15 protein-coding genes, 1 tRNA gene and 1 pseudogene are annotated in these 17,697 nt (G+C 63.5%); 7 read left to right on the top strand and 10 right to left on the bottom strand.

What is annotated here, in order from left to right; genetic code table 11:
- Nucleotides 1-59: 59 nt before the first annotated feature.
- Genes H9L12_RS04380 through proS form a run of 5 tightly spaced genes read right to left on the bottom strand, consistent with a single transcriptional unit; the run spans nt 60 to nt 4,312 of the window.
- Complete coding sequence (locus H9L12_RS04380; protein WP_187542775.1) at nt 60-539, bottom strand: glutathione peroxidase; 480 nt, start codon at nt 537-539, stop codon at nt 60-62.
- Nucleotides 540-542: 3 nt separating this feature from the next.
- On the bottom strand, nt 543-1,079 hold the full coding sequence (locus H9L12_RS04375) for a lysozyme inhibitor LprI family protein (protein WP_187542774.1): 537 nt from the start codon (nt 1,077-1,079) through the stop codon (nt 543-545).
- Nucleotides 1,076-1,750, bottom strand: a complete 675-nt coding sequence (locus H9L12_RS04370; protein ID WP_187542773.1) for an ABC transporter ATP-binding protein — start codon at nt 1,748-1,750, stop codon at nt 1,076-1,078. The genes H9L12_RS04375 and H9L12_RS04370 overlap by 4 nt, the downstream gene beginning before the upstream one ends.
- Complete coding sequence (locus tag H9L12_RS04365) at nt 1,743-2,993, bottom strand: lipoprotein-releasing ABC transporter permease subunit (RefSeq protein ID WP_187542772.1); 1,251 nt, start codon at nt 2,991-2,993, stop codon at nt 1,743-1,745. Before H9L12_RS04365 ends, H9L12_RS04370 begins: the two co-directional genes overlap by 8 nt.
- A complete protein-coding gene (gene proS, locus H9L12_RS04360) occupies nt 2,990-4,312 on the bottom strand; it encodes a proline--tRNA ligase (protein ID WP_187542771.1) in 1,323 nt (440 codons plus the stop codon). The genes H9L12_RS04365 and proS overlap by 4 nt, the downstream gene beginning before the upstream one ends.
- 467 nt (nt 4,313-4,779) lie before the next feature.
- Between proS and H9L12_RS04355 the strand changes: the two genes are divergently transcribed.
- The 5 genes and pseudogenes from H9L12_RS04355 to cysN all read left to right on the top strand — a co-directional run bounded on the left by H9L12_RS04355 (nt 4,780) and on the right by cysN (nt 12,139).
- Nucleotides 4,780-7,083 carry a glycosyltransferase family 4 protein gene (locus tag H9L12_RS04355; RefSeq protein WP_246450600.1) on the top strand — a complete coding sequence of 768 codons (2,304 nt, stop codon included), beginning with the start codon at nt 4,780-4,782 and terminating at the stop codon, nt 7,081-7,083.
- A 40-nt stretch (nt 7,084-7,123) separates the two neighbouring features.
- Nucleotides 7,124-8,406 (top strand): annotated as a pseudogene (locus H9L12_RS04350) (glycoside hydrolase family 130 protein).
- A 61-nt stretch (nt 8,407-8,467) separates the two neighbouring features.
- The gene (locus tag H9L12_RS04345) at nt 8,468-9,268 is read left to right on the top strand and encodes a class I mannose-6-phosphate isomerase (protein ID WP_187542770.1); all 801 of its coding nucleotides are present in this window, start codon (nt 8,468-8,470) and stop codon (nt 9,266-9,268) included.
- Between the two features lie 58 nt (nt 9,269-9,326).
- Complete coding sequence (gene cysD, locus H9L12_RS04340; RefSeq protein ID WP_187542769.1) at nt 9,327-10,232, top strand: sulfate adenylyltransferase subunit CysD; 906 nt, start codon at nt 9,327-9,329, stop codon at nt 10,230-10,232.
- Complete coding sequence (gene cysN, locus H9L12_RS04335; protein WP_187542768.1) at nt 10,232-12,139, top strand: sulfate adenylyltransferase subunit CysN; 1,908 nt, start codon at nt 10,232-10,234, stop codon at nt 12,137-12,139. Before cysD ends, cysN begins: the two co-directional genes overlap by 1 nt.
- 6 nt (nt 12,140-12,145) lie before the next feature.
- Here cysN and H9L12_RS04330 read toward each other — a convergent pair.
- Nucleotides 12,146-12,222: transfer RNA gene (locus H9L12_RS04330), tRNA-Met, on the bottom strand.
- 135 nt (nt 12,223-12,357) lie between these two features.
- Between H9L12_RS04330 and H9L12_RS04325 the strand changes: the two genes are divergently transcribed.
- Nucleotides 12,358-12,768 carry a DUF3775 domain-containing protein gene (locus H9L12_RS04325; RefSeq protein ID WP_187542767.1) on the top strand — a complete coding sequence of 137 codons (411 nt, stop codon included), beginning with the start codon at nt 12,358-12,360 and terminating at the stop codon, nt 12,766-12,768.
- Here the strand turns inward: H9L12_RS04325 and H9L12_RS04320 are convergent.
- The 3 genes from H9L12_RS04320 to H9L12_RS04310 are packed head-to-tail and all read right to left on the bottom strand — an operon-like array spanning nt 12,765 to nt 15,813.
- The gene (locus H9L12_RS04320; protein WP_187542766.1) at nt 12,765-13,271 is read right to left on the bottom strand and encodes a 2'-5' RNA ligase family protein; all 507 of its coding nucleotides are present in this window, start codon (nt 13,269-13,271) and stop codon (nt 12,765-12,767) included. The two genes, H9L12_RS04325 and H9L12_RS04320, sit on opposite strands and share 4 nt — an antisense overlap.
- Nucleotides 13,268-13,834 carry a PRC-barrel domain-containing protein gene (locus H9L12_RS04315; protein WP_187542765.1) on the bottom strand — a complete coding sequence of 189 codons (567 nt, stop codon included), beginning with the start codon at nt 13,832-13,834 and terminating at the stop codon, nt 13,268-13,270. The genes H9L12_RS04320 and H9L12_RS04315 overlap by 4 nt, the downstream gene beginning before the upstream one ends.
- A gap of 32 nt (nt 13,835-13,866) precedes the next feature.
- Nucleotides 13,867-15,813, bottom strand: a complete 1,947-nt coding sequence (locus H9L12_RS04310; protein WP_187542764.1) for a potassium transporter Kup — start codon at nt 15,811-15,813, stop codon at nt 13,867-13,869.
- 124 nt (nt 15,814-15,937) lie between these two features.
- On the opposite strand from H9L12_RS04310, the gene ald reads away from it, so the two are divergent.
- Nucleotides 15,938-17,038 carry an alanine dehydrogenase gene (ald, locus tag H9L12_RS04305; RefSeq protein ID WP_187542763.1) on the top strand — a complete coding sequence of 367 codons (1,101 nt, stop codon included), beginning with the start codon at nt 15,938-15,940 and terminating at the stop codon, nt 17,036-17,038.
- Nucleotides 17,039-17,041: 3 nt separating this feature from the next.
- On the opposite strand, the gene H9L12_RS04300 is transcribed toward ald, so the two are convergent.
- On the bottom strand, nt 17,042-17,665 hold the full coding sequence (locus H9L12_RS04300; protein WP_187542762.1) for a tetratricopeptide repeat protein: 624 nt from the start codon (nt 17,663-17,665) through the stop codon (nt 17,042-17,044).
- Nucleotides 17,666-17,697: the final 32 nt, after the last annotated feature.

The raw sequence follows: 17,697 nt of genomic DNA, 5'->3' as shown, positions 1-17,697 counted from the left end.
GGTCGCCCCCAACCCGCGTCGAGCAAGACCATGCGCTGCGCGGGCAGGCTTGGCAATCGCTAGAGCAGCGCCTCGATGTCGCCGCGCAGTTCTTCCGGCTTGGTTTGCGGTGCGTAGCGCCTGACGACCTTCCCAGTGCGGTCGACGAGGAACTTGGTGAAGTTCCACTTGATCGCCTTGGAGCCGAGGAGGCCGGGCGCCTCGTCCTTCAGGTAGCGGTAGATTGGTGCGGCCTCGTCTCCGTTAACGTCGATCTTGGCGAACAGCGGAAAGTCCACGTCGTAGATCAGCTTGCAGAAAGTGGCGATTTCCTCCGCGTCGCCGGGTTCCTGCGCGCCAAACTGGTTACAGGGAAAACCAAGTACGGTGAACCCGCGCGCCGACAGGTCCTTGTGCAAGGTCTCGAGACCTTCATATTGCGGCGTGAATCCGCACTTCGACGCCACGTTGACGATCAGCATCACCTTGCCGTCTTCGCTGGCCAGGTTTCCGGTCAATCCGTCAGCCTTCTGCACCGGTATCTCGTGGATTCTGCCCATCGCTCAGCGCCCTTCGATTTCGGCGATTTCTCGAAGACGCCAGCGATAGGCCTGCGCAACGCAGTCCGGATCGGGGCAGCGATTGCGATCGCGAAGGAATTGCTGGCCGCTCCGGCGCAGGATCGAGGCTCTCGCGCTGTCCGTCCGGGCGAGTGCGCGCCGGTAATTCGCGCTCATCGTCCGGTCAAGAGCGGCGAGGTCCGGATCGTCGCAGATCCACTGCTCCGCGTCTGTGGTCGCGAACCCACAATCGAAGCTGGGCTGGACATTCGCGGCGGGCCTAGGCCGGTCGATGGGCGCCAGTGGGTCGGAGGCCTCCTCAGGTTCCTCCTCATCGACTTCGTTCGCAACCGGCGCCGGCTTCGGCGTGGCTGCGGCGGCGACCTGGTTGACGTCCTCGGCGAAGTTCTCGGAGGCTTCCTCGCCCGGCGAAACGCCGCGCTCGGCGGAGGCGAGGTCGTCGGAAAGCTTGTCCTGATCGCTGTCGCCGCAAGCGGCGAGCGCCAACGAAAGGGCGCAGAAGACCAGGGATTGCTTCATTCGAGGTGCCCTTCATGCAGCCGCACGACACGGTCCATCTTCGCCGCCAGCCGCTCGTTGTGAGTTGCGACCAGCGCGGCGCTCCCCTCGCCGCGAACCAGCGTCAGAAACTCTGCAAGCACGCGATCGGCCGTCGCTTCATCGAGGTTGCCGGTCGGCTCGTCGGCCAGGACCAACGGCGGTCGATTGGCAAGCGCTCGCGCGACCGCGACACGCTGCTGTTCGCCGCCCGACAATTTCGAGGGACGATGGTCGAGCCGTTGGGACAGTCCGAGCTTGCTCAGCAACTCGTCCGCCCGGGCCCGGGCCTCCTCAGGCGTCGCGCCGTGGATCAGCTGGGGAAGAACGACATTCTCACGTGCGTCAAAATCCGGCAGCAGATGATGGAACTGGTAGACGAAGCCCAGCGCATCGCGGCGAAGATCCGTGCGCTGGTCGTTGTTCATCGCCGATGCTTCGTGGCCTGCGATCCGGATCGACCCTTCGAACCCGCCTTCGAGCAATCCCACCGCCTGGAGCAGCGTCGACTTACCGGACCCCGAGGGGCCCAGCAGCGCGACAATCTCCCCGGGCTGGATGGCAAGGTCGATGCCGCGAAGCACCTCGATCGTGACATCGCCTTGGGTGAAGCTGCGGCGAAGCCCGCGCGTCTCGAGAACCGGCTCACTCATAACGCAGCACCTGCACGGGGTCGGTCGCCGCGGCGCGGCGCGCCGGGAAGAAAGTCGCGATCGATGACAGGAGCAGCGCCACCAATACGATCACCGTCACTTCCAGGGGATCGGTCTTCGACGGCAGCTCGCTCAGGAAGCGCACCGACGGGTCCCACAGGTTCTGGCCGGTGACCAGCTGGACGAAGTTCACAACGCCCTGGCGGAAGAACAGGAAGATCGCGCCGAGCAAGGCGCCTACCATAATGCCGACGACGCCGATGGTGACCCCGACCGTCATGAAGATCCGCATCATCGCCCGCCGCGTCGCGCCCATCGTCCGAAGTATCGCGATGTCCCGCGTCTTGGCGCGCACCAGCATGATCAGCGACGATGCGATGTTAAAGGCGGCGACGAGGATGATGATGCACAGAATCACGAACATCGCGACGCGCTCGACCTCCAGCGCTTCGAACAGCGCCGAATTCATCTGCCGCCAATCGATGATGATGCCCTTGCCCCGAACGATCGATTGCAGCGGTGCGATGATCGCATCGACCTTGTCCGGATCGCTAGTCTGCACCTCGACCATCCCGACCTGGTCGCCCAGCAACAGCAGGTCCTGCGCGTCGCGCATCGGCATGATGACGAAAGCGTTGTCGTATTCGTAGACGCCGATCTCGAACACGGCGCCCACCGTGTAGGTGACGATGCGCGGCAGCGTGCCGACCGGTGTCGACCGGCCCTCCGGACTGATCAGCTGGATTTCCGAGCCCGGATAGGCTCCCAAGGCCTCGGCCAGCCGCGCGCCGATCGCCACTTGTCCGCTGCCGGGCGTAATGGCGCGAAGGTCCCCCGCTTTCACATTGGCGTTGAGCGTCGGGTTGGTACGGATATCCTCCGGCGTGTTGCCCCGGACCAGAACGCCTTCGACCCGGCCGTTCGCAGAGGCCATCAGCGGCTGTTCGATCAACGGGGTGGCGTTGATGACGCCAGGCGTCTTGCGCGCGGTCTCGGCGATCTGCTCCCAGTCGTCGAGACGGCCTTCGTACCCCTGAATAATGGCGTGCCCGTTGAGGCCGGTGATCTTGTCGAACAGTTCGGCGCGGAAGCCATTCATCACGCTCATGACGATGATCAGCGCGGCGACGCCAAGCGCGACGGCCCCGATCGAAAAGCCGGCGACGACGAAGATGAACCCCTCGCCCTTGGTGGGCAGCAGGTAGCGCTTGGCGATCATGCGCTCGTAACGGTTGAGGATCATGCGGTCAGGTGCCCCACCACGGCGTCGATCGGCAGCTCGAGCTTTTCGCCGGTCCGCCGATTCTTGAGTTCGACATTTCCGGCCGCAAGCCCACGCGGGCCGATGATCACCTGCCAGGGCAGACCGATCAGGTCCATCGAGCCCAGCTTGACGCCACCCCGCTCGTCGCGGTCGTCGTAGAGCGTCTCCACTCCCGCTGCATTGAGTCGAGCGTAAAGATCGTCGGCAGCCGCGATACTTGCAGCGTCGTCACCGCGCATCGTGACAAGTCCGACCTTCCACGGCGCGACCGCCTCGGGCCAGACGATTCCGTTATCGTCATGGCTGGCCTCGATGATCGCTCCGACCAAGCGCGAGACGCCGATTCCGTAGCTGCCCATATGCGGAACGACCATCCCGCCATCGGCGCCCGACACCTTGAGGCCCATCGACGATGAGTACTTTTCTCCGAAATAGAAGATGTGGCCGACTTCGATCCCGCGACCGGTGCGGCGGCGGTCTTGCGGCACGTCGGCCCAGCGCGCCTCGTCGTGCGTCTCATCGGTGGCGGCGTATGTCGTGCTCACCTGTTCGAAAAGCCCATGGAGACCGGCCTCGTCGCTATAATCGAGGCTGTCGCGCGCCCAGTCGAACTCCTCGAAGGCGGCGTCGTAGAAGACTTCGCTTTCTCCGGTGGGGGCAAGCACGATGAACTCGTGGCTCAGGTCGCCGCCGATCGGGCCCGACGCCGCCTTCATCGGCACGGCCTGGATACCGAGCCGCTTAAAGGTCCGAAGATAGGCCAGCATTTGCGTGTAGTAGCTCAGCCGTGCGCCCGCCTCGTCGAGATCGAAGGAATAGGCATCCTTCATCAGGAATTCGCGGCCGCGCATGACCCCGAAGCGCGGGCGGACTTCGTCCCGAAACTTCCACTGGATGTGGTAAAGGGTGCGCGGCAGGTCGCGATAGCTCTTCACGTCGTCACGGAAGATCGCGGTGATCATTTCCTCGTTGGTCGGACCGTACAGCATCTCGCGCTTGTGGCGGTCGGTAATACGAAGCATCTCCGGGCCGTAGGCGTCATACCGGCCCGACTGCCGCCAAAGGTCGGCCGATTGCAGCGTCGGCATCAGGAGCTCGCCGGCACCCGCCCGGTCCTGCTCCTCGCGCACAATCTGCTCGATCTTGCGGAGCACGCGATAACCAATCGGAAGCCAGGCATAGATGCCGGCGGCGGTCTGGCGGACGAGCCCCGCCTGGAGCATCAGCTTGTGGCTGACGATCTGCGCGTCGGACGGGCTTTCCTTGAGCACGGGAAGAAAGGATCGGGAAACACGCAAGGGGTGAAAGCCTCTGGAAGGTCGGTGGGTGGACGGGGCGAAGCTCTAGAGGCGCGCCGTGCCCAACGCAATCGGGACCACATTGTGGCCGGACAGACACAGCCTCGCCCAAACTGTGACCCAAACACAGGTTAGCGCTTGCCGTTCCGGTCCTGCGGGTTCAAGCCCCTCGTCAACGAGGCTTCGGTCCTCGACCAAGTTCCAAGGGGGCTGACGAGCAATCGTCACGCAAGGGCGCCCGGGTCGAAAGGCCCGGGCGCTTTGCGTCGGACGATTGCTGCATCGCACAAAGCGGGGGCCTTGACCTTGAAGGGTCTGCCGCAACTATCGAACAATTCACCTCGTTCCCAAGTCGCTAGCCCTAGAATTTTTTTGCTGCATGTGCGAAACGAGAGCAACCGGAACAAGTGACGTTCGTTCCGAAGGTACTGGCCCAGTTCTGGCCCAGTACAGCGTGAAGGCTATCGATGCTCGATCATGACGTCATGTTCGTCCGTCAGGACGAATCCCATTCAACGTCGCCGCCGCAGCGCGCGCCGATCGAGCGGCTCGCGCTGATTGGAAACGCCCTGCCGCGCAAATGCGGCCTCGCCACCTTCACCTCGCACCTCGCCGACGCGCTGGCGCAGCGTTATCCGTCACTCACTGTCGATCATTTCGCGATGGATGATGGCAGCGGTGTCGAATACCCTGCCTCGATTGCGACGATCAGCGCAGACGATCCGCTAGCCTACCGGATGGCGGCGAGGAAGATCGAAGCGGCAGGCGCCGATGCCATCTGGCTCCAGCACGAATTCGGAATTTTCGGCGGGAGCGCGGGCGAACATATCCTTCAGCTGATCGAAGCGACCGAACTTCCGCTGGTCGTCACGCTTCACACCGTCCTCGAAAAGCCGTCCGAGGCCGAAGCGCGAGTGTTCGAACGGCTCCTCGCTCGCGCAGACGAGCTGGTGGTGATGGCAGAACGCGGCGCCGACACCCTTCACCGGGCCTACGGCATCGACCGGTCTCGGATCATGGTCATTCCGCATGGCGTGCCGGACCGGCAGATGATCGTGCCCGACCGCATGAAGCCGCGCTTCGGCTTGGAAGGACGCACGGTCCTGATGACCTTCGGCCTACTCGCGCCGGACAAGGGCATCGACCGTATGATCGAGGCGATGCCGGCGGTGGTCGCCCGCCATCCCGAGACCCTGTACCTGGTCGTCGGTGCCACACACCCCAACCTGAAGCGGCATGAAGGGGAACGGTATCGCGAAAGCCTTGAAGCTCGCGTCGCCGAACTGGGCATCGCGGATCATGTCCGTTTTCACAATGCGTTCGTCGAGCAGAACGAACTTCTCGACATGCTTCAGGCGAGCGACGTCTACATCACGCCTTACCTTAACATGGCGCAGGTCACATCGGGCACGCTCTCCTATGCTGCGGCCGTCGGCAAACCGATCGTGTCGACCCCTTATGTCCATGCCAGCGAGTTGTTGGCCGGCGGCAAGGGCGTGCTGGTCGACCCGGGCAGCAGCGAGTCGCTTGCCGGGGCTGTTCTCGAACTTCTTGACCATCCCGAGCGGCGGCTGGCCCTCGCGACGAAGGTCTATCGGGCGTGCCGTTCGATGGTCTGGCCGCAGGTCGTCGAACGCGCCGTCGACGCCGTGGCGGCCGGGCGGTCGCGAACCGCACACCCCAAGACCGCGATCAGCGACCGGCTGAGCCGCCCGCTTCCGACCACCGCGCTGCACCGCATGACCGACGGCACGGGGATGTTCCAGCACAGCCTGTTCGGCGTGCCTGACTGGGACCACGGCTATTGCATCGACGACAATGCCCGCGCGCTCCTGCTCTCCGTCCTGCGCGAAGACAGTCTGGACGAGGACATGCGTGTGCTCGCCCATCGTTACGCGGCGTTTGTCCAGGGAGCCTGGAACTCCGAAGTTGGCCGTTTCCGAAACTTCATGAGCTTCGACCGCCAATGGCTCGAGGAAAGCGGAAGTGAGGACAGCAACGGTCGCGCCCTTTGGGTGCTTGGCGTCACCGGGCGGGTGGCGAAAGATCCGGCGATCAAGTCTTGGGCGCGCGAACTCTATGAGCGCGCGACACAGGCGATGGCGCCCTTGTCCGCGCCGCGCTCGCAGGCCTTCGCAGCCCTGGGCGCGTTCGAACGGCTGAAGCACCAGCCCGACCACGCTGCGTCGATCGAAGCGCTTCGCCGCGCCGGCCAGACGCTGGACGACTTGCTTTCGAATTTCGGCCGATCGGACTGGCGCTGGTATGAGCCGGTCCTTGCCTACGACAATGCACGCCTCTGCCAGGCACATATCCGCGCCGGCCAGGCGGAGGGCCGCCCGGAATGGATCGAGCGGGGCATCGAGACGCTGGGATGGCTGAGTGCTCTCCAGCGAGGAGCTCATGGCCAGTTCCGCCCCATCGGCCATGAATCCTTCTTCCGCGAGTACCAGCGGCCCGGCGTCTACGACCAGCAGCCGGTAGAAGCGCAGGCGATGGTCGACGCCGCCGCGGTGGCTTTCGATGCGACCAAGGATCCAGTGTGGATCGAACGCGCTGAAAGTGCCTTCCGCTGGTTTGTAGGCGACAATGACGCGGGCGTCCCCATTGCCATCGTCGACGATGGATCCTGTTACGATGGGCTGATGCGTCACGGCGTCAATCGCAACCAAGGGGCGGAATCGATCCTCGCCTATCAGCTCTCCGCCGTTGCGATGCGCGCGCTTTCATCGGTTCGAAAAGTCAGTAAAAGGGCGCCCCTTTCGAACTGATCTCAGGTGCCGCGGCTCCGTTTTGTCTACCTCCACGAAAATGCTCAACGGATTCACGCATCCGCTTCGCCTTTCGGCCGACCCGTCCCGGGTGGTCGTCCGCCCCTTTCACCTGGCCTGGCAGGCCAATGGTCGCGATCCGGGCCGCGCCCAGCGGCTGGTCGATTCCATCCTCGCCATGGACGACAAGCAGAAACGCAAGCAGCTTCGCTCGGTCTTCAAGGATTTCGAGGCCCGCCATTGGCAAACCCGAAAAATCTTCGAGAAACGCTATTCGCAGATCGCCACCCTTCTGGGATTGAAGGACCAGTCGATCGGCGATGACGAGAAGCAGCTGATCGGCGCCTACTTCTGCCACGAATATAGTTACGCTGCGGCGGCGCTGATGAACCCCAGCGTGGTGCCGCATCCCGACCAGAGCGGGCTGGACAAGCACACCGTTCGGATCGCGATGTCGCTTCGCGCGGTGGGCGAAGGCCACATCAGTTCGATCGCCTTTCGCGAAGGCCTGATTTCAGACAAGGGGACGCTCCGCCTCGCGCCTGAACCACCTTTCGCCATTTCAGCGGAAGCCGGCGACGCCGACGGAATTCACCAGGATGGGCCCGTCCGCGTCTATCGCAATCCTGACAGCACGCTGTCAGGAACCGTCATCTTCCCGGTGACCCCGGCGCAGGCCAATGGCCTCGAAGACCTACGCCTGACCCTGTTCAGCCACGATGACGGCACCCAGGAATATCTCGGGACATATACCGCCTTTTCCGGAAGGGCATTCAGTCCGAACTGATGCGGACTTGCGATTTTCGCGAGATCGACCTGGTGCCGATGACCGGCGCCGCATCGGTCAACAAGGGATTGGCGCCCTTCCCTCGCAAGATAGGCGGCAAATATCTGGCGATCGGCCGTCAGGACGGACAGAACCTCTTCCTGATCGAATCCGATCGTCTCGACGATTGGGGCGATGGCCAGCTTTTGATGGAGCCGAAATACCCTTGGGAATATGTCCAGATCGGCAATTGCGGATGCCCGGTCGAAATCGACGAAGGATGGCTCGTGCTGACTCACGGGGTCGGGCCGATGCGGAAATACTCGATCGGCGCGATCCTCCTCGACCGCGACGACCCCAGCAAGATTCTGAAACGCTCGCCAGAACCGATCCTCAGCGCCTTCGACCGCGACAGGAACGGCTACGTGCCCAATGTCGTCTATACGTGCGGCGCCATGCGGGTCGGCGACAAGCTGTTCGTTCCCTACGGTCTTGCCGATTCCTCGGTCGCATTCGCCTTCATCCCCATCAGCGAACTATTGTCGAAGATGCGCTGACGCCCGCAACGGGAGAGGCGGGACTGCGTTGGTCGGACTGAACCAAGCAATGCAGGAACCGATGACCGAACTGACCAAGCTGACCACCAAGATTGTCGACAAGCCGTGGGGCGTACGCGGGATCGATCCCCACTTCGCTGCCGATCCCGGGCGCCAGGTCGGCGAAATCTGGTTCGAGGCGCCGTCCAACCGCCCGCTCGACGTTATGGCGAAGTATCTTTTCACCAGCGAGCGCCTGTCGATCCAGGTCCATCCGGACGATGCACTCGCGACGACCATGGGGATGCCGAGCGGCAAGGACGAATGCTGGATTGTGCTTGAAGCCGGCCAAGATGCCGAACTGGGAATCGGCACGCACGAACCCGTTTCGCCCGACAGGATCGTCGAGGCAGCAAAGGACGGCTCGATCGTGGACATGATCGACTGGCGCCGGCCGAAGGAAGGCGACTTTGTCTTCAACCCGGCGCGAACGATTCATGCGCTCGGACCGGGACTAACACTGCTCGAAATCCAGCAGTCGGCGGACGTGACGCTACGCCTGTATGACTATGGCCGCGACCGGCCCCTTCACCTCGAGCAATCCCGATCGGTCGTCGACGCCCGGCCCCACCATCACCGCCTCGACGGGCCGATCGACCGGTCCAGATCCAAAGTCCTCGTCGACCAAGGGCATTTCGGGGTGGCCTGGTGTCACGGGTCAGCCCCGGCATTGACGGCTGTCCGTGACCTTCAAATTTTACCGATCGACGCGCCGATGGCGATTGACGACATCACGCTGAAACCGGGGGAGTGCGCGCTGTTCGATGGCGACCCGTCGTCACTGTCGTCATCCGGCAATTTCGTCCTCGCCTGGTCACGTTAGGACACCTCTGCGTAAAATTGCTGCATCGCCGCCGTTCGCGCCGTAAGGACGACGGCGAATGACTGGACAGCAAACCCACCTGCAGCGGCTCGAGGCCGAAGCAATCCACATCATGCGCGAGGTCGTGGCGGAGGCGGAGCGGCCGGTGATGCTGTATTCCGTGGGCAAGGATTCCGCGGTAATGCTGCACCTTGCCCGCAAGGCATTTTATCCCGCCCCGCCGCCCTTCCCTCTGCTCCATGTCGATACGACGTGGAAGTTTCGCGCCATGTACGAACTGCGGGACCGCATGGCGCGCGAAAGCGGGATGGACTTGCTGGTCTATCAGAACCCGGAAGCCGCGGAGCGCGGGATCAACCCATTCGACCACGGCGCGCTTCACACCGACATGTGGAAGACCGAAGGCCTCAAGCAGGCGCTCGACAAGTGGCGCTTCGACGCCGCGTTCGGCGGCGCCCGTCGCGACGAAGAAAAGAGTCGCGCCAAGGAGCGTATCTTCAGCTTCCGGACGGCGAGCCACGGCTGGGACCCGAAGAACCAGCGGCCTGAACTGTGGAACCTCTACAACGCCCGAAAAAACAAGGGCGAGAGCATCCGCGTCTTCCCGATCTCCAACTGGACCGAGCTGGACGTCTGGCAATATATCCAGCTGAACGACGTCCCCATTGTGCCCCTTTACTTCGCGGCGCGGCGGCCGACCGTCGAACGCGACGGCTTGCTGTTGATGGTCGACGACGAACGCTTCCCCCTTCGCCCCGGTGAAGTCCCGGTCGAACGCTCGATCCGTTTCCGCACCCTGGGCTGCTACCCCCTGACCGGCGCGGTCGAAAGTGAGGCCGCGACCCTGTCGGCGATCATTCAGGAAACGCTGCTGACGACGACCAGCGAGCGCCAGGGCCGCGCCATCGACAAGGATGCGGGCGGCGCCGGCATGGAAGTCAAGAAACAGCAAGGCTATTTCTGATGAGCGATAGCGAAGTCTACCGTACCGACGCGCTCATCGCCGAGGACATCGACGCTTACCTGGCTCAGCACCAGAACAAGACGATGCTGCGCTTCATCACCTGCGGCAGCGTCGACGACGGCAAGTCCACGCTGATCGGGCGACTGCTCTATGACAGCAAGATGATTTTCGAGGACCAGCTGGCCGCCTTGGAGAGTGATAGCCGCAAGGTCGGCACGCAGGGGCAGGATATCGATTTCGCGCTGCTCGTCGACGGCCTCGCCGCGGAACGCGAGCAGGGCATCACGATCGACGTCGCCTATCGCTTCTTCAACACCGAGAGGCGCAAGTTCATCGTCGCCGATTGTCCGGGTCACGAACAATATACCCGCAACATGGTCACGGGCGCTTCGACCGCCGACCTGGCCATCATCCTCGTCGACGCGCGCAAGGGCGTGCTCGTGCAAACAAGGCGGCACGCCTACCTTTCTCACCTCATCGGCATTCGCAACGTCGTGCTCGCGGTGAACAAGATGGACCTCGTCGACTACGACGAAGCGGCCTTCAAGGCGATCGCCGCCGAGTTCTCGGCTTTCGCGGCCAGCATCGGCATCGAGGATGTAACCGCCATCCCGATCTCCGGCTTCAAGGGCGACAACATCACGAGCGCTCCGAGCGTAAGCACGCCCTGGTACGGCGGTCCGAGCCTCATCGACCACCTGGAGACGGTCGACGTATCGTCATCGCACGACGTCGTTCGTCCCTTTCGGATGCCGGTCCAGTGGGTCAACCGCCCCAATCTCGACTTCCGCGGGTTTGCCGGCCTGATCGCGGCCGGATCCGTGAAACCGGGAGACCAGGTTCGCATCCTTCCTTCCGGCAAGACCAGTTCGGTGACCAGCCTCGTCAAGATGGACGGTGACCAGGACGAGGCAGCCGCCGGCGAATCGACGACCATCTGCCTCGCCGACGAGATCGATTGTTCGCGTGGCGACGTCATCGCGGCTGCCGATGACGCGCCGCAATCGTCGGACCAGTTCGAGGCTACACTTGTCTGGATGGCCGACGAGGCGCTGCACGTCGGGCGCGCTTACTGGCTGAAGCTGGCCACCCAGACCGTGTCGGTCACCGTTCACCAGCCCAAGTATGAGATCAACGTCAACACGCTGGAGCATCTGGCGGCCAAGACGCTGGAGCTGAACGCGATTGGCGTCGCCGAGATCACGACCGACAGGCCGATCGTATTCGAGGCCTACGCCGACAACCGGACGCTTGGCGGCTTCATCCTCATCGACAAGATCACGAACGCCACCGTCGCCGCCGGGATGATCCATTTCAGCCTGCGCCGGGCGCAGAACGTTCATTGGCAGCCGGTCGACATCACGCGCGAGGAGCATGCCCGGATCAAGAACCAGAAGCCCCGCGTGCTCTGGTTCACTGGCCTGTCCGGCGCCGGCAAGTCGACCATCGCCAACGAGGTCGAAAAGCAGCTTAACCTGATGAACCGGCACACCTTCCTGCTGGACGGTGACAATGTCCGCCACGGCCTCAACAAGGACCTCGGCTTCACCGAGGCCGACCGGATCGAGAATATCCGCCGGGTCGGAGAAGTCGCGCGGCTGATGACCGATGCGGGCCTGATCGTCCTCACCGCCTTCATCTCGCCCTTCCGCGCCGAGCGCGACATGGTTCGCAAGCTTCTGCCGGAGGGCGAGTTCATCGAGATTTTCGTCGACACGCCGCTAAGCGTTGCCGAGCAGCGGGACGTGAAAGGGCTCTACAAGAAAGCTCGCGCCGGAGAGCTCAAAAACTTCACCGGCATCGACAGCCCCTACGAGCCGCCGGAAAACCCCGAAATTCGCATCGACACGAGCAAGATGTCGCCCGCGGAGGCCGCCAACTTCATCATCAACCAGATCATGATCTGAAAGTGTTGGTAGCGGAGGAGGGACTTGAACCCCCGACACGCGGATTATGATTCCGCTGCTCTAACCAGCTGAGCTACTCCGCCCCAAACGGGCTGCGCGGCAAGCGCGCGGGCGAGCCTATAGGCAGCCGATTCCGAAGCGTCAATCGAGTGCGACGAGCCGTCGGGAACCGGCTCCCCTCGCCCTCGTTCAATGACGAAACAGGAGACCTGCACCCGATGGAACCCGCCACCCCGATCGAGACCTTGTGCCGCATCGTTCTTCGCGCACGTGAATATGAAGCGCAGGTCCCCACCGACTATGACGGTGGAGAAGCCCCGGAGAATGTCGACGGCGAAGATGGCGAAGCGCTCTCCGTCCTCGACGATTCGATCAACGATAGCGTCGAAGAAGAGCTGGTGGCGGTGCTTGAGGATCTCGCCGAGGACCAGTTGGCCGAGGTGCTCGCGTTCTGCTGGATCGGCCAGGGGACCTACGATGCCAGCGACTGGGACGAAGCGCTGGAAGAGGCGGGTGAAGAAACGAACGCGATCGACGAGTTGGTGAACATGCCGATGCTGCCGTCGGTGCTGGAGGCTGGCATGGCCGCCTTCGACCTCAGCTGCGACGGGGTCGGCGACCTCAGCTAGGTGCCGCGAAACTTGTAGCGGGCCAACGGCTCCCACGGTCCGCCGGCGTAGCGATGCAGCGCAAGCCCGTCGATCCTGAGCGGCTGAGGCTGGAAGCCGGCCTGTAAATCGAGGAGCAATTCCTTGGCGACCACGGGGTCCACCTTGTTCTGGACGGTGACGTGGGGAACCCAGCCGGCCGAATCCTGCGACGTCAGACTGCCATGGAAATTCTCGGCAATCTCGCCCCTCATCATTTCCAGTTCGGGCGATCGTACCCGGAACGCGACTCCGCGCCCCAAGCTATAGGGACGGTCGATTGACGCGCCAGGCCGGGGATTGTGAGCCAACCGCGCCAGCACGCCCCGGGCTTCCTCCTCCACGCTTGGCGGCAGAGCATGGAACAGGGTGAGATGGGCCGGGAGCCAGTTTCGCTCCGCGGGGAAATGATCCCTCCTCAGCCGCTCGAGGAATGCGAAGCCCGGGTCGGCAAGGATGGCGGCGACGATCAGGGGCCCACTCATCGACCGGGCCATTGGTCACGCGGCACCTGTTTGTATCGGCTGGTGAGGTCGTCACGGCCCACATGCACGGTGATCGATTCTCCTTCGACCTCAACATCGCTCCACGGAACCCGCAACATCGTCTCGCCCACCCCCGCAACGCCGCCGGTGGACATGACGAGATAGGCTGGCCGCCCGGCGGCACAATCGAGCATCGCATCGACACAATGCGCAACCGTATCGCCCCCGTGAATGACGGGCGCCGAGGTGAACAGCGATGCCGGGAAGAGGGTGGGGGTCGCGGCCGCTTCGCTCGCCTCCCGGGCGGCTTTGCCTCCCTCTTCCACATCCGACTGTCGACCGAGCCAACGCCAGATTCCGAACAGGTTCAGCGCCGTCAGGATGATATTTTGCCAGACAAGGTTGGACTGGCCGGTCGCGACGCCCAGCGCGGTCCAGGCGATCGATCCAACGGTGAAGACGACGAAGCCGTAGCCGGTGACCCGGCTTCCCAGATTGGACGCGGTCATCAGCGCGGCAATGGTGGTCGCGGCCGGCGCGACCCAGGTAGCAATGGATTCCATGCCCGCCCAACCGGCGGCGCGCGGATCGGTTGCTAAATCTCGACCTGGCTACCGAGTTCGACGACGCGATTGGTGGGCAGTTTGAAGAATTCCATCGCGCTCTCCGCGTTACGAAGCATCCAGCTGAACAGCCTTTCGCGCCACAGCGCCATGCCCGGGCGGGCCGACGCAATCAAAGTCTGGCGTGCCAGGAAGAAGCTGGTGTCCATCATCTTGCACGCCGGCCCGCACTTTTCGACCTTCGACAACTCGGCGGGCACGTTCACGTCCTCCATGAAACCGTACCGCAGGACGATCCGGAAGAAGCCCTGGCCGTAATCCTTCGTATCGATCCGCTTTGCCTCCGGAACGTACGGTACGTCCTCGATCCGGACGGTCAGCAACATGATCCGCTCGTGAAGCACCTTGTTGTGCTTCAGATTGTGAAGCAGCGCATGCGGCACGCCGGTCATCGACGTGGTCATGAAGACCGCCGTTCCCGGCACGCGCGCGGCCGATGTCGCGGCCGATTTGATGAACACCTCGATCGGCAGGCTGGCCTCGGCCATCCGGTCGATCATCAGCTTGCGGCCCTTGGCCCAGGTGGTGAGCAAGGTGAAGGCGATGGCTCCGATCATTAGAGGAAACCATCCGCCGTCCGGAACCTTCAAGAGATTGGCGCCGAAATACAGCAGGTCGATGGTGAAGAAGACGACCAGCAGGGGCACCGCTTTCCACGCCGGCCATTTCCACAGCGAGAAGAAGACGACGGAGATCAGCATCCCGTCGATGAGCATGGCGCCGGTGACCGCGATCCCGTAGGCGGCCGCCAGGTTCGACGAAGAGCCGAACGTCACGACCAGCAAGATGACCATGATCATCAGGGCCCAGTTGATTGCGGGAATGTAGATCTGGCCGGCAGCATGTTCGCTGGTGTGGGTGATCCGCAGTCGCGGGATGAAGCCGAGCTGGATCGCCTGCTGGGTAACCGAAAAGGCGCCGGAGATGACGGCCTGGCTGGCAATGATCGTCGCCATGGTCGCCAGGATCACGAGCGGCAAGCGCATCATGTCCGGGGCGAGGAAGAAGAACGGGTTCTTGACGGTTTCCAGGGCTTCCGCCGGGGTCTGCGAGAGCAGCATCGCGCCCTGCCCCATGTAGTTCAATAGCAAGGCCGGCATGACGAACCAGATCCAGGATACGCGGATCGGATTGCGGCCGAAGTGCCCCATGTCGGCGTAGAGCGCCTCGGCGCCCGTGACGGCCAGCACGACGCTGCCCATGGCGATGAACGCCGGCAACGGCTCGGCAAGATAGAAATGCACGGCGTTCAGCGGATTGAACATCTGCAACAGGACGGCGGGATGATCGACGATATGGATGACGCCCAGCACGGCCAGCGTGCAGAAATAGACCAGCATGATCGGCCCGAACAGCTGACCGACCTTGGCCGTGCCGCGCGACTGGATGGCGAACAGGCCGACCAGGATTCCGATCGCCAGTGGAATGACGAACGGTTCGAACCCGGCTTCGACCGTGGTCAGTCCCTCGACCGCCGACAAGACGGAAATGGCAGGGGTGATCATGCTGTCGCCGTAGAAGAGCGCGGTCGCGAAGACGCCGAGCATGACGATTCCGGCCGTCCACTTCTTCTTCCCGCCGTCGGTCGCTGATCGGTTGATGAGCGCCAGCAGGGCGAGGCTCCCGCCTTCGCCCTTGTTGTCGGCGCGCATGATGATGGTGACGTATTTGATCGTCACGATGATCATCATCGACCAGAAGATCAGGCTGAGGACGCCGTAGATGTGGAGCGCATCGGGGGCGAGCGTGTGGTGCCCCGCAAACGTCTCGCGGAACGCATAGATCGGCGAGGTGCCGATATCTCCGAACACGATGCCGATCGCGCCGATCGCCAGCTTGGCGAGGGACCCCTGCGGCGCATGTCCGTGCGAATGTTCCTCGGATGCCAATTCGGCGGCGCCGGTGGGCGAAATGCTCATAACCCAGTCATACCCTTCACCCACGCTCCAGCGCGGCGGGCCGCCCTACCACCGGCAAAAAGCGGCTGCAATCGGCGCTGACGGGGTCTATAGGCCCGCCATTCCCGACATGGAGCAAGTTCAGATGCGCGTTGGTGTGCCCAAGGAAATCAAGAACCACGAATATCGGGTCGGCCTGACCCCGGCCTCGGTCGCCGAGCTGATCGCCGCCGGTCACGAAGTGTTCGTGGAGACAAAGGCCGGTACCGGAATCGATTTCTCCGACGCCGCCTATGAAAAGGTCGGCGCGAAGATCCTTCCGACCGCCGCCGACGTGTTCGCTCAAAGTGACATGATCGTGAAGGTAAAGGAGCCGCAGCCGCAAGAGATCGCGATGCTGGAGCCGCGGCATTTGCTGTTCACCTATCTTCATCTTGCCGCCGACAAGCCGCAGGCCGAAGGTCTGATGAAATCGGGCGCCACCTGCATCGCCTATGAAACGGTCACCAGCCGTTCGGGTGCCCTGCCCCTGCTGAAGCCGATGAGCGAAGTCGCCGGACGCATGTCGATCCAGGTCGGCGCGCATTATCTGGAGAAGGAACAGGGTGGCCGCGGCGTCCTGCTCGGCGGTGTTCCGGGCGTCGCTCCGGCCAAGGTCGCGATCCTCGGCGGCGGCGTCGCCGGCATCAATGCCGCGCAAATGGCGACCGGGCAGCGCGCCGATGTCACCATCTACGACATCAACAACGACCGGCTGGCCGAGCTCGACATGCATTTCGGTAGCCAGATCAAGACGGCTTTCGCCAGCAAGGCGGCGATCGCGCAGGCCGTCCAAGAAGCCGAACTGGTCATCGGCGCGGTGCTCGTGCCCGGCGCCGCTGCACCAAAGCTGGTCACCCGCGACATGCTGAAGACCATGAAGCGCGGCAGCGTTCTCGTCGATATTGCCATCGACCAGGGCGGCTGCTTCGAAACGTCGAAGCCGACGACCCACGCCGATCCGGTCTACACTATCGACGGCGTCATTCATTATTGCGTGGCGAACATGCCCGGCGCGGTCGCACGCACCTCCGCCTTCGCGCTCAATAACGCGACCCTGCCGTTTGCGCTGAAGCTCGCCAACCTCGGCGCCGAGGCAGCCATGGCGGAAGACCCGCACCTAGCTAACGGTCTCAACGTATCGGGCGGCAAGATCCGGCACGATGCGGTGGCCGAAGCGCTCGACCTGGCATTCGAGCCGGTGTGACTTTTAAGGCCGGTCGTCGGGCGCGGCGGCCGGCCTGCGGAATACCATCACGGCGTCCTCGATCATCGGGCGCCAGCTGGCGTCTGCCGGTGCGCTGGCCAGGACTGCCTGCCAGAGCGAAACGCCTTCTTCGATCCGGCCCGACCGCACGAGCGCCAGCCCCTTGAAAAAGCGTGGCGCGGGGTGATCGGGTGCCAGTCGTTCCGCCTGGTCGAACGCGTACGCGGCAGCCGGGGAGTAGCTGCGCGCATGATCGGCCAGTGCGTTCCCCAGGCCGACCCACAATTGATAGTCGTTCGGGCTGTTGCCAACCGCGTTGCGCAGCAGGCCGACCGCCTCTTCCGTCTTTCCGCGACGTTCGAAACTGTCGGCAATGATCAGCCAGCGGTCGGCCGCGTTGAATTCGCCCATCAACCGGTGCCTTGCGTCGGCAAGCGGCAGCGGAGCACCGCGATCGGTTGCTTCCCGCGAAACACCCGGCATGCCCGGCCGGCCGGACAAGGCGTAGCCGGCTCCCCCGAACGCAATCGCCGCAGCGCCAAGGGTCAGCAGCGGACCGCGGAGCCCGGCCACCCACATGACGGCGAGCGTTACAATCGCGCAGAGGATGATCGCGATCCAAGCCATTACGTCCGCCTTCTGATCCGGTGACGAAGCAG

It is taken from the genome of Sphingomonas rhizophila (assembly GCF_014396585.1).
Lineage (GTDB): Bacteria > Pseudomonadota > Alphaproteobacteria > Sphingomonadales > Sphingomonadaceae > Sphingomicrobium > Sphingomicrobium rhizophilum.
The sequence above is the reverse complement of the archived record's forward strand: the minus strand, read 5'-3'. Positions and strand labels throughout refer to the sequence as shown.